A 15,241-nucleotide genomic window follows, 5' to 3' on the forward strand; every position below is an offset into this window, starting at 1 on the left:
TTGGATACCCCCGGCCCGCCCGATGCGCCCGCCCCGACGAGGGTGACCCAGACACCGGAGATGCCCTCCGGTGTCGGGCGGTTGACGTAGTTGACGTCCGTCTCGGTGAACGGGGTGAAGGTGGGCCAGACCTTCTCGCCTTGGTAGTAGACGGCATCGGCTTTGCCGCCCTGGTGGTATACCGCGTCGATCTCGCCGCCGATGTTGATCGGCACTGTCAGCCCTTCACCACGTAGACGGTGTTGGGGTCGTCTGCGCCCTTGGCCTCGTACTGGGCTTGGGTGCCTCGCCAGATGGTGGTGCTGGTGGGGGTGCCGTTGACCGATCCCACCACGCGCCCAGCGCCGAGCTTGGTCGGGTCGATGTTGGCGCCGGCGGGGATCTTGGCGTTGGTGACGGAGTTATCGGCGGGGGTCCGCTGGTTGGCGAGCCGGGGGTCATCCCCCTGACAGACCGTGCCCGCGGCCTGGCCGAAGTTCACCGCCAGTGCGCGGTTCGTCGTCAGGTTGCCGCCGCCGGTGAGACCCGACCCCGCACTGATGGTGGTGGTGGCGGCGGCCTTTCCCGACAGTGCCGTGTTCAGGCCCGTCACATCGTCGGTCGTGTGCAGGTGCGCGCTGGGCGGGAATGCGCTGGGCTTGTCATCGACGTCGTCCCAGGTCACCACCGTGGGGATCGCGGTGGTCTGCGTCCAGACGCCGTCAGCGTAGGTGTACGGCACTAGACCTCCTCGGGCAGCGGCGGGCCGAACGCGATACCGAGCACCACAACGTCGGTGAGCACGTCGGTGAAGGCCTCGCCATCGACACTCACGACACGGTCGGTCCCGGGCGCGAAGGCCAGGGCGGGGATGCTGACGGCGTAGACGGTGGAGGCGTGGGTTGCCACACCTGCGACGTATTCGAGGCCCGTCGGGGTGATGTCGGTGACCCCGCCACTGTCGAGCCGCCAGAGAGCACCCGCGCCGTAGGTGAGGTCACTGTCGGCGGTCAGGAGGGCATCGCCGAAGACCGCCAGCGTGGCCACGGCAGAGGCGCTCGGCAATGTCCCAACCGGGGTGACGGTGGTGCCGTCGCAGGTGGCGATCACCGCGTCGCTGCCGTCGGGGTAGACCACGTACACGGTGTCGTCGGGGCCGACGGTGATGGTGGTGGCCAGCGCGTCGAGCGGAACGGACCAGTCGGGCACCAGGCCGTCGGGGTTGAACCTGACCAGCTGAGGCCCACCGTCATCGACGCTGGCATAGGCAAATCCGGCGGAGTCGAACGCCAAGGGGCTGGGCACCTGCAGGTCCACGGGGGTAAAGGCGTCGTGCACCGCCGTTATCAAGATCTCCCCGGCCCCGGTGTCGTGCAGGTAGTAAACCCCGCCGGTGGCGGGATTGGTGGTCAGCCGGGTGATCTGCTCCCCGTACGACAGCGGGCCCACCACGGTGGAGCGGTAGTTGCCTTCCATGTCGTACTCCACCAGCGAGAACTCGAAGGTGCCGACATCGGCGACGGCCACGAAGATGGCCACATCTTCCACCGGGGGCTCACCGCCGCCACCCACCGCGACGTAGGCCGTACCGTTCCAGAAGAACATGCCCGGCTCGTCACCGGTCACGACGTACAGCACCCCGATACTGCCGGATCCGGGCAGCGTCTCACCCATCCATAGCCCCGAAGCGCTGCCCTGCCGACCCACCTTGGAGCCGATCGAGGTGGTGATGCCACCGAGGATGCTGGGGGCGAGCTTGGCCGCGGTAACTGATTCGTCGGCGATCTTGTCGGTGCTCACCGAGTCGTCCAGCGGGGTGCGCTCATCACTCAGGCGGTCATCGTCATCGCCGACCTTGGTGTCGAGGGCCTCCTGGGTAGCGGTCGAGACAGGCTTGTCCGCGTCGCTGGTGTTATCGACATTGCCCAGGCCAACATCGGATTTGGCCAGGACGTGCCACGTCTTGTCGCCACGCCAGAACGTCGTGTTAGCGCCGGGGGCGATAGCAGGTTCCTTGCCCTCCAGCGCCGAGTCCAAGCCGCTGACATCCGACACGGCGTGCGTGTGACTTGACGGGGGGAAGGTTGCAGGCTTACCCGTGATTCCGGTCTCCCAGGCGACGGACCCGCCGCCCCCGCCGCCGCCGGCCAGGCCACCGGGCTCACTGCTGGGCAGCCAGTAGTCGCCCTCACGGGCATCGGAGGGGGCTTCGGTGGGCGCGGCGCCGCCCATGAAGATCGCCGGGATGTCATCGTCGGGCCGCTCTGGCCAGATCCCGTCGAAGGTCAACAGGTGAAACCGGGATCCGCCGAGCCCGGCGACCAGTTCGTCGACGTAGCCCTTCGTGGTGGCGTGTTCCGGTGCGGTCGGCGCCGGTACTGATACCCGCGACGCCGCTCGTCGAGTTGTCACCTGTGGTTACCCACGCGCCTTGGAGATGGTCACGTGGAACTGGCCGGCTGACCACACGTCGTCGGGTTCGATGACGACCCGGTTCGCGGTGGGCCGCAGGATCGCGACATCGATCTCGTCGTACGGGGAGGCGTTGCGCACCACCACGACGTTGACCGCCTTGGTGCCGAGGTTGTGGTCGCAGGTGAAGCTGGTTGCCGAGCCGTCGCCCAGGTCCGTCTCGTAGGGAGCGGTCGCGCCTTCGGTCGCCGAGATGTGCACCAGGGTGAGCACCGAGGTTCCGATGACGAACGGTGCGTCGTTGGTCATCAGGGCGAACGAGTCCGCGTGGGTGCCCTCGGTCACGACCCAGTACGAGCCGAGCTTGGCGTCCTCGTCGGAGTCCCAGTTGTCGGCGCGGGTCATCGCCGATGCCGCGCCGTGGTAGACGTAGAAGCCGTTCTGCGATCCAGTCGTCTGGCCGGCCAGCAACACCAGGTCGTTGGCGTCCATCGTGATGCCGTCGATGGTGGCGCCCGGGGAGGCGATGTTGACCGGACTGTCGGAGCTCACGCGCGCGACGCCCTTGAAGACGCGGCTGGTCACCTGCTCGGACAGCTTCGAGTCGACGTAGCCGCGGGTGGCCGCGTCCGATGCCGAGACCGGCTCGCCGACCGACGACAGCCGGTTGCCGCCCAGGCCAACGGGGTTGGTCGGTGCCGCCATCTGGTCGAGCCGGTTGGCGCGCACCGCGGCGTCGAAGTCGGAGATCGTGGTCGACAGCTGGGTGCCGGTGTGGTTGTCGCGGCTGATCGCATTGTCGTGCGCTGTGTCGACGTCGACCTTACGGGCGGCATCGGTGCCGTTCTGGGGCTCGCCAAGGTTGGTGATCTGCTTGTTGTTGAGATCGAGTTTGGATGCGGATTTGCGTGCGGTCATGGCGTGACTCCTCTTGGGTGGGGTTAGAAGACGGTGGCGACGAAGGCGGTCGGGTCATCGAACGACACGCGAATGGTGTTGTCGTTCAACGCTTGGACGGTGACGTTGTAGTACTCGATGGCACCGTCGAGGCTGTAGAAGCTCACCGCGACCGGGCCTGGCCGGGCGAGGTTGTGGGTGATGTCGACGGTGGCCTGCGGAATCTCCTGGAGGTGGGTGTAGGGCTGGTAGCCCAGCCCGCTGCCGCCCGGTAAGCCGGGGGCGACAATGACCTCTGTGACCGCGGGCGGGTGCACCTCGACGTCAACGCTGTGTCCAGGGGGGATCGTGACATCGACGGGACCAGGTGCGTCGATCTCGAAGACGATCGGGTCAGGCACTGATGCGGCCTCCGTCGGAGCGCACGAACGCACCGACCAGCAGCGCGGGTTCCAGTGAGGGCTGGCCGTCCAGGGAGCGGACGGCCTGCCACGCCCCACCGTTCTGGATCTCGTCGGCGATCCCCGATTCGATGCGCACCACCGCGTCCGGACCAACTATGGCAGCGACCACCTTCTCTTGATCGGTGCCGTAGCCGACGTCGACGAACACCCAGACATCGCTATCCCAGTCCGTCGGTTGCTTCGTGATCGGGTCGATGCAGCGGATGGTGAACACGCAGTCGCAGTTGCGGGTCACCGAGATCAGATACGGCTCCTCGTCGTCACGCGCGCCAGCCGGCCGCGGGACCACATACTTGGGCATCAGGCGCCAGGCTCCGGCTCGCCGTCCGGCGGCGCCACGTGCAGGTCGTCCCACGCCTCGACGTAGCTGGTTGCACGAAAGTGCGCCCCGTTGTTGGTTGTTGCCGTCAGCCAGGCCTGTTCTGTGAATGGTGCTGCGTCCGGGAACTGGGTTCGGACCGCTACCGTGCCTGTCACGCTGTCACGCTTCACATGCCCTTTGTGGTATTCCACGGGTCTCTCCTCTTGGGGTCGTGCGGGTGCAGATGGGCGTCGTCGAAGCTCACGCCACCGGGGGCGTGTTAGCTCCAGTCTTGGAGAAGCCAGTTGTCGATAGATCCGCCGTTGAGCAGACCCGATCGCGAAATACGCAGGCCGCCATAGCGGAATAGGGCACCGTGCTGCATCAGGTTGCCCGAGTCAGTCCAGGACAGTCCGATGGACTTGCCGTCCTTAAGGACGGTGTATTTCTTGGTCGGCGGGTCGTAGTAGAACTGCCACGGCACACTGTTGAACAGTGTCGATACGGATGCGCGGGAAGTCAGCGAGCCAGCCGATCCGGTGTAGATCCTGGCCTCGACGTTGTTGACCGCGAGATACACGATCTGCGAGAGGTCGCGGTTGCTGTTGAGTAGCAGGCCCTCTTGGACGCTGGAGTTGATGTTGTAGAGGTTGCCTTCGACCCACATCCGGTCAGAAGCCAGAGGGCGCGTGTAGAGCCCGTGTTGGTGGCCGGCCGCGGTGCCCATGTAGGACGCGGTGCCCAGCACGATGCCCATCTGGTCGGAGCTGGTCGACTGCAGGTACCAGAGCCCGCCCATCCCGGAGCGGTTGAAGTCGTCGGCGTAGAGCTGGTCGGTGGCGGTCTGCCCTTTAGATGCGATCAACGCCCACGGCGAAATCCGGGTCGCCGCTATCGAGGCCGCAGTCTCGCTGATCGTGTAGGACGTTTTGGCTGTGTTCCCATCGGCCGTGTAATGGCCGGTTTGGACTGACTGCGGGCCGAGTTCGACGCCCTGAACTGATATCGACGCTGTGCCTGTCGACGCATTCCGAGTGCGGACGATGTAAGCCTCTCCTGCCTGCGCGATGAACCCATTCGGGACTTCGCGTTCCACGTATTTGGTGGCAGCGGCAGTCGTGAACTCGCCCGAAATTTCGAAGCTATTGAGCCGGGTCATGCTGTAATCCGGATTTATCCGGAATAGCTCCAAGAATAGGTTGTCGACGGTCCCCGTCTGCTTATTGACGACGGTTCCAATGGTGTCCATGACGGCGGTGTTGGAGATGGTGATGAAGGTCCCTCGAGTGGCGCCAGCGGGTATGACCCAGAACCCTGGATACGCCTTCCACGGGACGTCAGAACCAACGTAGGTGCCGGCGGCCGCCGATGGTGCCGGCTGTCCGGCGCTGTCGTAGGTAGAGAGCCGGCCATTCTGGATCTCTGGGTAGGCGACATCGCCTACCGGGTACCTGCACATCCATGCGGGGTTTCGGGAAGTGCTTGTCAGCGCGGAGATCTGGAAGTTCTGGGCGTTCTTCTGGTTGATCTCGGTCTGGACGATGCGGTCACCGATCGCTGAGGCCGGGTCGGTTGGCGGCGAAGTGTTCTGGCTCAGGCCAACCAGATCCATCAGGTCCGCCCATGCCGAGTACCAGGTCCGTTTCCCGCCGGAGGTGGTGGTACTGGTGTCGGAGGACGTTCCGACTGGGTAGGTGATGTGGAGCCAGTCGAACAGGATGGTGAGGTCGGTCAGCAGTCGGGTGAGCCAGGACGACGCGGTGTTGGCCTTGGTCTGGGCCAACCCGGCGTTGGTGCTGGCATTGTTGGCGGTCGACGAGACGGAGGCAACGGCGATCTTGACGTCGCCGGCTGTCTTTCCGGTGGCCCCCGATGTCCCAAAGACGCCGTCCCAGAGGTTATTCCACCCGGAGACGAGCCCATTCCAGGTGTTGATGATGTAGTTCGCTAGGTCCGAGATGGCATGCCCGCCGCCTAGTACGGTGTCGATGAGTGCGGCCAGCTGCAGCATGGCGCTGTCGGAGTTGGCTTTGGCGGTGTTGGCGATCGATGTCAGCGCCTCGGCCGCGGACTTCAGGTCAAGGAAGTTCTTGCCGGTTGCCGATCCGCCGAAGATGCCTTGCCAGAACGCATCCCATGTTGCCTGCGTCTCGTCGCGGCGGGCTTGCAGCCAGTCGACGAAGTCGGCGATCCCGTGCCCTGTTCCGAGTACTCCATCGAGCATGTCGGCGAACTTGTCGGCAGCTTCGTCCGCCTTGGCCTGCGCGGCCTTGATGGCGTCGCTGACGTCGGTGATGATGGTGCCCCCGATCTCATTGATCAGGGTTCCGATGTCGCCGACGATGTTGGTCAGCGAGGTCCACTTGCCCGAGAAGAATGCTGAGACGTCGGTGTTGAGCTGGTTGAGGGCATTCCAGGTTCCGGCGCCCAGCAGGGTGCGGCCAAAGAACTCGATGATGGCCAGTGGCAGCGATACCGGGTTGCCGTCGCTGCCGCGGCGCAGCCCGCCCCAGACTGACGCTGTGGCACTGCCCCAGCCGCCGGACTGTCGGACCTGGCCTTTGAGGGCATTGGTGACCGCGCCTTGGGTGCGGTTGGCGAGGCCAGAGATGGAACCGTCGTTGCCGGTCAGCGGCCAGCGGTCGGTGGTGTCGAATCCGTCGGGACCGCTGGGTGTGGTCAACTCAGTTGTCCTTGACCGACCAGCCCGAGAGCATCACACCGGAAGTCAGGTAGTCCGATTCGAACAGCACCGCGGGGAATCGGTATCCGTTGCCGTGCGGGATCACGTGATCTTCGTCTACCCACCGGCGCAGCGGGTGGCTGAAGTTGCTTTCCTTATAGGCCAGGTACTCGTCGGCCAGCGGGTCGTACAGGAAGGTGTAGCGGCCATTCGATGACAGAGAGTTGTCGCCGGTCTCCACCACGGTGTATTCGGTCGGGCTGGTGCCGATGACGATGTTGGCGTCGGGATACCAATCGGCTGTGGCGGTGTGGATCTGGAATCCGACCCATGAGGTCATGGCTTGGTTGGAGGACAGGATCACGGTGGTCTTGCCGGGGTTGATCTTGCTGGTGATCACCTGGAACTCGGCTTTGGCCGCGTCGCTGTTGGTCTGGACACGCCAGCGCGCCGCGGCCTTGGTGTAGAGCAGGCTGTCGCCGGCCATGCCGTTGGGCAGCGACCAGGGCGAGTTGTCGAAGATCTTCAGGTTGCCTTGGCCGGCGACCTTGACCCAGTTGGGATCAACTGCTGGGCCGGCCATCTCGTCGATGAACGACAAGGCAGGTGCCGTCGTGAGCAGGGCGCCGGCCAGCGGGGTCGGGTTGTCGTCGCGCACCACCGATCCGCGGGAGAGGTGGTCGTCGATCGGGGGGCGCGGCCCTAACGCGGGGTAGTGCGCGGTGACCAGGTAGTAGGCGCCCGCCGGGATCGGGTCGCACTGCGCGGCGGCGGTGATGAAGTCGATGCGCGCCTCGGAGATGATCGCGGGTTCCCACTCAGCCAGCACGCTGCCTGCGGGGTCGGAGATGACGCATTCGGCCGTGGTACCGGGAGGGAACATGCCGCCGGCTGGCGGGAAGAACGACGCCACCCAGGTCTGGCCAAGGGCCAGAACCATGGTGTCCTGGCGCGTCTTCGATCCCAGCATTTACTCGCCCCGTTCCTTCGCGGCTCGCTTCTCGCGCTCCACTGCGGCCTCGTACTTGCCCTGCATCCGCATCGCCGAGGTGGCCTCGTCGAGCGCCAGACCGGTCTGCAGGGTCGCCTCGACGTCGGGGCGCAGCGCCTCGCGCTCGGCTTCGCGTTGTTCATTGGTGGTTGCCGCGGTGACCCGGGCGGCAAGGTCGGGATTCACGTCGGCCAGCACGGCTTTCGCCAGCGCTGGATCAATAGCCGCGGTGGTCCCGTTGGCGTGTGGGCCCAGCCAACTCGTCTCTGGCATCACGATGCGTTGGGTGGCGACCGCCTCGACGAAACGGAACCCCAGATCGGCCAGCCCCTCGGCAGCAGCCCGGCGCATCGGCGCCGGAATGCCGACGGTCTCCTGGCCGCCGTTGCGGCCACTTTTGAGCGCACTGAGTGCCTCGACGAAGCGGTCCACCGTGGTGGCACGGTCGGCGATATCAACGACGTGGTCGGTCATGAGATGAGATGCACTCCAATGTTGTTCACGGCGTTGAGTACCTTTTTGAGGGCACGCGCGTCGCGCTCCCCCTTGGTCATGGCGGCCTTGTTGAGTCCGATCGCGATGTCCCACGACAGCGGTTGTCCCGCGCGGTTGTCGGCCTCCAGCAACATCTCTTCGACCTGGTCGATGAAGACGATGTCGATACCGTTCTTCAGTAGCTCTTCGTGGTCGGAGGCGAGCCGGTCCCCGATCTGGAAGTGGTAGCCGGGGATGACCCAGTAGCCTCCGCCGATCTTGATGCGGTGCCCCGTCTGGGCTTTGGTGGCCGAGAATCCGCCGCGGATCGCGGCCTGCGCCGAGGCACTCCAGGCGTTGTTGTCGGCGCCGGACTGGAACATCTCCATGAGGTGGATCCAGCCGAGCTGCTTGACGCGGCCCAGGTTCTTCCACTCGACCCACGCGGCGATGGTCCCGACCAGGAACGGCATGATGACTTCGCTGGCGATGTCGCCGAGGCTGTCGAAACCGCCGAGTAGGAAGAACCCGAGCAGGTTGCCGATGGACTCGATGACGAGTTTGGCGATCGCATCGGCGGTCGGGTTATCGCCTCCCACCACAATGGACACCGGTCCCGCCGGCGACCACGACAGGTCAGAATCGAAGTTGTACCAACTGTCGTCGTGCAGGCATATCCAGGGTTTCTCGGCAAGTGTTCCCGCCCAGCCTTTTTGGTAATACTGGTCCGGCGAGAGGGTCTCGTCGTCGGAGATGACGTTGAGGACGTCTTCGTACCAGCCGTCGGCCTGGGTGACGACGGTGCGGATGAAGCCGGCGGCGGTGGTGCCGTCAAGGAACGTGCCGCCGGGCAGGTGGAAGCCGGAGCGGTCGACCACTTCGAAGACCAGGGCGCCGTTAGCCACGGTGGGCGTGAGCAGTCCCTCAGCAGTCTCGCCTTTGACGGTCAGGATGCGCCGGTAGGTGATCACCATTTGTGCGTCATCGAGCGCGTCAGCGAAGGTGACATCCGCGGCGTTCATGCGGGAGGCGATCGGGCCCCACAAGCTCGAGTCGTCGCTGGCGAACGGGTCGCATTTGACGTGGCACTGCCACGTCGACCAGTCCAGCCAGTCGTCCCACTGATCAGGGTCGAACGGATCGTCGGGCAACGTCCACAGGTGCCCTTGAATCCTGAACAGTTGCAGGAGGATCGTCATGCTGATCGCCCACTTCAGTGGCGCGTACAGCAGGAACTCCCTGGGGAATTGGAAGATGCCCAGCGGCAGGGCAGGGTTCGGGGGTACGAGCATGTACTGCAGGAACTGCATGTCGTCGTTGAAGAACAGGCGGAAACTCAGGACGCCCCGTCGTCGTTCGAGCCGCCAGTACCGCAGCAGTCCCGACCAGCGCCACTTTCCGTCGTAGCGGGAGACGGTGATCAGGACGTTCTTCAGCGCCTCTTTGTTGTTGGGCAGCGCCATGACGTAGCGGGAGATGGCGTGATCGGTAGGCAGCTCGATGTAGCCCTGGGAGGAGACGTTCTTGCGGGTGGGCCACGACTGTTTGACCACGGCCTGGTCGGAGATCCGGCCCAGGAACTCCGCCCCCGGGGAGCCATCTGGGGGGTTGATCCACAGCTCAATATCGTTGCGCTGCAGGCGGAACATCTCCTGACGTGCGCGGACCTGCTCGACCCCCTCCTCGATTCGGTCGAGTAACGCGGTGCCGTCGATCACCGGGCCAGCACCAGGGGCCGCGACATCGGCCGGTCGTACCACTGCGGGATGGTGAGTCGGCAGTGCGCGCCGTCAGTGTTGTAGTTGTTTCGCACCCACACCGTGGCCTTCCCTCCGGACACTCCCGCCGGGATCGGGTAGCGCAAGTCGTAGCCACGCCAGCGCGCCTGAATCGGGGTGTCGTTGGGCGACAGCAGGGTCTGAGCGCGGGGGTCGGAGTCGGCCACAGCCCCCTGGTCACGAGGGTCGATCTCGATCGGCACGGTGCGACCCATGTCCTCGTCGGGCCGGCCGAGGATCGGTGACCCCCACGAGCAGTCGGGGATGTCCCAGTCGGCCTGGTCGCTCAGGGTCCATCGCGGCCAGACCGGCACCGACGACTCGTTGGTGAAGTCGAAGGCATGCCAGCCCGTGATGTTGTTCGTCGACCACTGCTGACGTTTCGGCTTGCCGACGTAGAACGGCAGCTCCGCCGATAGGGTGAACTGCTCACTGCTGGTACCGGTCAGGAATGGCTCGCGGGCCTCCCACGGCATTGCCGAGAATGCGGTCGAGTGGTGTTCCTTGCGGACGTACATGTCGCGCACGCCGTCTGGGCCGGTGAACCGAAGGATGGTCTCGGTGTCGTAGTCGAATGCCCACCCGAACCTGGTCACGATGTCAGACCACGTGTACTTGTCGCAGTGGTAGGCCAGGAACGTCAGCACGAACGTGCGCTTTTGGAACTCGTAGGACTGGTAGCGCTGCCCGAGTGCGTTCTTGACCCAACGCGTTTCGGTCGGCAGGTCGAAGATCATCGCTGATTTCGGCGACAGGATGACGTGCTGTTGGCCGCGGCCAGGTCCCATCACGCGCCAGAACGATCCGTCGCGGCCGATGATGTCGAGGGTCAGGTACTGGGACATCAGAAAGCCCAGGTGTCCACTTCGGCCTGGGAGCGCTGGGCCTCGTAGAGCTGCTGTTCCCGGACGAACTCGCGTGGATCGCCGACCATGACGTTGCCGAACATGGTGCGTCTGTCGACAACCCCGGCAGGCTGCGGAGCCTGCGACAGCACCGGCGCGCCGTAGGCGCCCGCGGTGGTGTTGTCACCGAGGTTGCCGACCAGTGAGGACGAGAAGACGTTGACCGCGTTGTCGGCGATCTTGCCGCCCTGCTTGACCAGGCCCGCGACCAGTGCACCGGCCTCCCCCGCACCCGGGAAGGGCGCGGCGCCGATCGCTGACTGCGCCAGGCTGCCGATCGTGGACGCCGCCGAGGAGATCCCCGTGCTGATGGCGGTCAGGTTGTGGTTCAGGGTCCGCGGTGCGGCTCCGACCTCGGGCACGGCGAGCTGGCCAGCTCGTTGCTGTGCCTCGCTGCTGCCGGTGGCGTTGGGGTCGGCACCGGGTGATACCGGCGGCGCGGCCGGGGAAGGCTGGGGGGCGGTGGCCGCGGTGGGCGGTGGTTTCGGCGCCAGCGGCTTGAGCGTGGTCGCCGGCGCCGGTCCAGGTGTGGGGGCCTTAGCGGCCAGCTTGGTCTGCGACTGGTCCTGGGCCGGCGTGATGTTCAGCAGTGCCCGGCTGATCGATCCACCCCAGGCACGGTGCAGTGCCCGTCGGAACGCGTAGACGTTGTCCTGGCCGCCCATGGCGTTGACGTCTTCGTCGGTGAAGACGTGCTCGTTATCGGACAGCCAGGCGGGAATCTTGTCGCCCTTAGGGCCGCCTGGACCCCGCGCGGCACCGCCGTCGCGGAAAGCGATGTGTACGTGGTCACCGTGGTAACCGGCTTGCCCCATCGTGTAGAACGACCCGAACGGGCCGACGACCTGGCCATTGTGGATCGTCGATCCGAAACCCTTCTGATCGAAGATCAGTTCCTTGATCTGGGAGCCGTAGTTGGCGGCCATGAAGTCGGCAAAGGCCCGCATCTGAGCGGGGTTGCCCCCGTAGTCGTGCGCGCGACCGGACCCGTGATACGACTTCGATGCGGGTACACCGGCGATGGTCGGTCCGTTCGGGTTGCGGAACCCAGACGTGACGGTGAGCCCGAACGACTTCGCGATTGCATCGAAGTTCGACCACGAGGCGCCCTGCGTTGCCGCGCCGCCGGCGGCCGCGGCCGCCGCAGGGATTGATGCACCCGTGCCCGCGCTGGCGCTGCTGAGGTTTGAGCCGTCGGCGGTGCCGAGTGTGGGGATGCTGATGGTCGATCCGTCGCCGAGGGTGATGGGCTTCGATCCGAACCCTGCCCCGAGGCCGGGGATGGCACCGCCACCGAGGCCTCCGCCCATGAGCTTGCCGATGGGTCCGTCGTTGGCCAGGCCGAACTGGGCGGCTCCCATGGCAGCCTGGGTCCAGGGGTTTTTCAGCGAGAGCATGGAGTCGCCGAGCCCGAACATGTCGAGGGCGCCTTGCCACAGTGCGCTGCCGAACCCGCCCAACGTCTTGGCGGTGAAGCCGCCGAGCCATTGCGCGGTGTTCTGGCCCCATTGGGCGATGCCAGCTGCGGGGTTGGAACCGGCAGCCGCGCCGGCAAGGCCGATGAGGCCGGGGATGCCTGCGGCGCGGTCGGCCAGCGACATGCCCGCGCCGGCAGCTCCGCCGCCGCCACCGATGCCGCTGGGTCCGCCGAACATCCCGGCGATGTTCCCGATAGACCCGCCGATCCCAGAGGCGAACGACCCCAGAACGTTGCCGATCCCGCCTTGCATGGGGTTCGGTGCGTTCGGCGCCGCGGCGGCGGGCCCCGGCGCTCGACCGGGCGAGACGGGGTTGCCGTAGTTGTCGAAAAGGGCATCACCGGGGCCGCCACTGTCGAACTTCGGCAGGCGACTGATGTCGACGACGCCCCTGTCGGCTGCGGCCAGGAAGGCGTCGCCGAGCACCGCGCGGCCGAGCTCATTGCTGACCCATTCCTTTTTATGGATCTCAGCGATGTATCCGCCGGTCGGTCCGGGGCCGGGCGTCGCTGGGGTCGGGCCGCCGTTGCGGAATCCGGGAGGCGGCTGCGCGCCGTAGATCGGGACAGGAGCACCGTCTGGGCCGATGGTCATTGACGGTTTCCCGTCGGGGCCGATGATGGTGATACCGTCGTCGGCCATCGAGTAGCCGGGAACCTGGCCAGCGAGGATCATTCCGCGTACGTCGAGTGTTGGCCCGTAACGGGTTTCGTTGACGGGCGGCGCCTGGTACGGGTTCCGCTTCTCCTGCTCGCGCCGGTTTTTCTCGACCTCAGCTTTCTGGCGGGCCAGATCACCCGTGGCGCGCTCGACCACGGAGGTTCCGGCGCCGATTCCTGCTCCCGCGATCAGTCCGGGAACACCGCCGACTTGGGCACCCGCCACGGCCATACCGCCGATGTTGGCCAGCCCACCGCCGACCGCTTCGGCGGCCGAGGGTGCCTGACCGTCGTCCGGATTGAGCCAGTCGGCGCCGAGTTTGACCGCTTCCATGGCGCCCATGAAGGCCACGGCCATACCGAGTTTGCCGAGCAGTCCCCGACCACCCTTGCCGCCCTTGCCTGCGCCGGGCTCGCCGAGCGTGTCGGATATTCGACCTAGGCCACCGAGGATGTTGCTGGCGAAATCGATTGTCTTCCAAGCGAGGAAGGCCTCGACGACGGCGCGGATTAGTCCCGGATGGTCACCGAGGAATCCGGTGATCTCGCCGAGCGGGGGCAAGATGACGTCGGCCCATGCTTTTGACGCGTCAAGAACTCCCGCCAGCATACCGGGAAGCGCCTCAAGTATCGGTTTCCATTGCGCCAGTTGCTCTTTGGCGTCGTGGAAGAACTCTTTGAGTTGCGCCTGGCCCTTGTCGGAGGCCAGGAACTCGTGCAGTTTCCGTGATCCCTCGTCGAGCTTGGCGAGAAGTCCGTCGCCGCCGAGTGCCTGGGTGATGTCGTTGAAGATCTTCCCGATGTTGATAGCACCGTTACCGAGGTGGTCGAGGGCGTCGATGCCGTCGTTGATCCATTTGTCTAGGCGGCCGTCCTGGTCGGCGGCGGTGATGAAGGTGTTGAATCGGGTCATCACTTGGCCGAATCCGTCGGCCAGGCGCGGCAGGACGTCGGTGCCGGCGGCGGCCAGGGTGCCGACGCCTTTGACCAGCGGGTCGATGGCCTTGGTGAATCGGGTCTGGGCTTCGGCGGTGTTGCCCAGGATCCGGTCCAGCAGGCCGCGGGAGGAGTTTGATCCCAGCGAGCGCATCAGGGCGACGATGTTGGTGTTCCACGCCGTGCCGATGGCACCGAGACCGGTCTTGAAGTTCGGCATGTCCTGCTCGACCAGGGTTCGCAGCTCACCCGACAGGCCGGTGAAGATGTTGCCCGCGATCGTCTTCTTCAGGTCCGTGAACTGCGGCTTGAGGTCAACGAGGGTGCGGACGAATTCCTGCGCTTCAGGCGCGAGAGCGGCCATCGCCGCGGCGGCTTTGTCCGAGGCTGCGCCAGCGGTGCCGGCAGCGCTGGCGACGGCCTCGTGCGCGGCTACGACCTGGTCGGCGCCCTCGATACCCTTGGCGTTCGCGGTCCCGACGTCTTGGGCTTTGCGCATCGCCCGCACGTGCGCCTCGACAGCGGACTGATCGGCCGCCTGGATGTCGAGCATGCGGGACTGCAGGTCCAGCTGATCCTGGATCTGCCCGGACGCGAAGTCCCGCTGTAGGTCCCGGCGCGCCCGCTGGGCGTTGAGGACAGCCTGCTGCTCGGAGATCTGATCACCGCGCAGCGAGATGTTGAGGTCCTCGACCTCACGCCGAGCATCCCGGTAGGCCCGCGCCAGATCACGCTGCGCCCGCGCGGCGCTGGTCGCCGACGACGCCTGCTTGCTGGCCGACGTCGTTGCAGCCGCGGTGACCGCGGTGTAGGCGTCCTTGACGCCGGAGACCCCGATGGCCAGCGTGCCGATCGATGCCACCGCGCCGGCGACAGCGCCCGGCACCACCCAGGCAGCCTCAGCAACCTGCGTGAGCGCCCCGGCTACCTCCGCCAAACCGGTGGCCAGTATCGGCAGGGTGGAGACGCCGAGCGCGCCGGCGTTCCACTTGAGCGCCGACATCGCCTTGGTGCCAGCACTGGCCAGGCTGTCCAGGTCACGGCGGGCCCGTTGCACCGCCCGGGTCTCGACGTTGACCGGGATGTCGATCGACCGGCGCTCTTCCTGCAGCCGCCACCGCTCCAGGTCGGCCTTGGCCTGCGCCAGGTTCGGGTGGACGGCCACACCGAGCTGGGCGTCGATCTTCTTCAGTTCGGCTTCGAGCTCTGCCCGGAATCCTCTGAGGCTCGGGCCGATTTCGATGGAGGCCTTGCCGGCGCTGTATGTCGGCATCACACCCCCAT

At 66.0% G+C, this 15,241-nt stretch carries 13 protein-coding genes; all 13 read right to left on the minus strand.

Going from position 1 to position 15,241, the window contains the following annotated elements; genetic code table 11:
- The coding region (locus BST15_RS17555; RefSeq protein ID WP_207572057.1) for a hypothetical protein at window positions 1-215 on the minus strand (215 nt) is incomplete at its 3' end.
- 2 nt (window positions 216-217) lie between these two features.
- On the minus strand, window positions 218-721 hold the full coding sequence (locus tag BST15_RS22830) for a phage upper tail fiber protein (protein ID WP_234708156.1): 504 nt from the start codon (window positions 719-721) through the stop codon (window positions 218-220).
- A complete protein-coding gene (locus tag BST15_RS17565; RefSeq protein ID WP_052751320.1) occupies window positions 721-2,391 on the minus strand; it encodes a hypothetical protein in 1,671 nt (556 codons plus the stop codon). Before BST15_RS17565 ends, BST15_RS22830 begins: the two co-directional genes overlap by 1 nt.
- Before the next feature lie 6 nt (window positions 2,392-2,397).
- Window positions 2,398-3,309, minus strand: a complete 912-nt coding sequence (locus BST15_RS17570) for a hypothetical protein (protein ID WP_046189930.1) — start codon at window positions 3,307-3,309, stop codon at window positions 2,398-2,400.
- A gap of 23 nt (window positions 3,310-3,332) precedes the next feature.
- Window positions 3,333-3,689, minus strand: coding sequence for a hypothetical protein (locus BST15_RS17575; protein WP_052751319.1), 357 nt, complete (start codon window positions 3,687-3,689; stop codon window positions 3,333-3,335).
- Window positions 3,682-4,053 carry a hypothetical protein gene (locus tag BST15_RS17580; RefSeq protein WP_046189929.1) on the minus strand — a complete coding sequence of 124 codons (372 nt, stop codon included), beginning with the start codon at window positions 4,051-4,053 and terminating at the stop codon, window positions 3,682-3,684. Before BST15_RS17580 ends, BST15_RS17575 begins: the two co-directional genes overlap by 8 nt.
- Complete coding sequence (locus tag BST15_RS22185) at window positions 4,053-4,229, minus strand: hypothetical protein (RefSeq protein ID WP_157861712.1); 177 nt, start codon at window positions 4,227-4,229, stop codon at window positions 4,053-4,055. The genes BST15_RS17580 and BST15_RS22185 overlap by 1 nt, the downstream gene beginning before the upstream one ends.
- Before the next feature lie 104 nt (window positions 4,230-4,333).
- On the minus strand, window positions 4,334-6,736 hold the full coding sequence (locus BST15_RS17590) for a hypothetical protein (RefSeq protein ID WP_046189927.1): 2,403 nt from the start codon (window positions 6,734-6,736) through the stop codon (window positions 4,334-4,336).
- Between the two features lies 1 nt (window position 6,737).
- Complete coding sequence (locus BST15_RS17595) at window positions 6,738-7,706, minus strand: LtfC-like domain-containing protein (RefSeq protein WP_046189926.1); 969 nt, start codon at window positions 7,704-7,706, stop codon at window positions 6,738-6,740.
- Entirely contained in the window at window positions 7,707-8,201 is a 495-nt protein-coding gene (locus tag BST15_RS17600) for a hypothetical protein (protein ID WP_046189925.1), read from the minus strand.
- Window positions 8,198-9,961: a Gp37-like protein gene (locus BST15_RS17605; RefSeq protein ID WP_234708155.1), complete on the minus strand. Its 1,764-nt coding sequence runs from the start codon at window positions 9,959-9,961 to the stop codon at window positions 8,198-8,200. The genes BST15_RS17600 and BST15_RS17605 overlap by 4 nt, the downstream gene beginning before the upstream one ends.
- Window positions 9,916-10,824 (minus strand): hypothetical protein, encoded by a 909-nt coding sequence (locus BST15_RS17610; protein WP_046189924.1) that lies wholly within the window; start codon window positions 10,822-10,824, stop codon window positions 9,916-9,918. Before BST15_RS17610 ends, BST15_RS17605 begins: the two co-directional genes overlap by 46 nt.
- Window positions 10,824-15,230, minus strand: coding sequence for a hypothetical protein (locus tag BST15_RS17615; RefSeq protein WP_046686324.1), 4,407 nt, complete (start codon window positions 15,228-15,230; stop codon window positions 10,824-10,826). The genes BST15_RS17610 and BST15_RS17615 overlap by 1 nt, the downstream gene beginning before the upstream one ends.
- Window positions 15,231-15,241 lie beyond the last annotated feature (11 nt).

It is taken from the genome of Mycolicibacter arupensis, assembly GCF_002086515.1.
GTDB lineage: Bacteria > Actinomycetota > Actinomycetes > Mycobacteriales > Mycobacteriaceae > Mycobacterium > Mycobacterium arupense.

Excerpts from the sequence above, each read along its gene's own strand:
- BST15_RS17570 (WP_046189930.1), bottom strand. The coding sequence starts at position 3,309 with ATGACCGCACGCAAATCCGCATCCAAACTCGATCTCAACAACAAGCAG.
- BST15_RS17595 (WP_046189926.1), bottom strand. The coding sequence starts at position 7,706 with ATGCTGGGATCGAAGACGCGCCAGGACACCATGGTTCTGGCCCTTGGC.
- BST15_RS17610 (WP_046189924.1), bottom strand. The coding sequence starts at position 10,824 with ATGTCCCAGTACCTGACCCTCGACATCATCGGCCGCGACGGATCGTTC.
- BST15_RS17615 (WP_046686324.1), bottom strand. The coding sequence starts at position 15,230 with ATGCCGACATACAGCGCCGGCAAGGCCTCCATCGAAATCGGCCCGAGC.
- BST15_RS17580 (WP_046189929.1), bottom strand. The coding sequence starts at position 4,053 with ATGCCCAAGTATGTGGTCCCGCGGCCGGCTGGCGCGCGTGACGACGAG.
- BST15_RS17600 (WP_046189925.1), bottom strand. The coding sequence starts at position 8,201 with ATGACCGACCACGTCGTTGATATCGCCGACCGTGCCACCACGGTGGAC.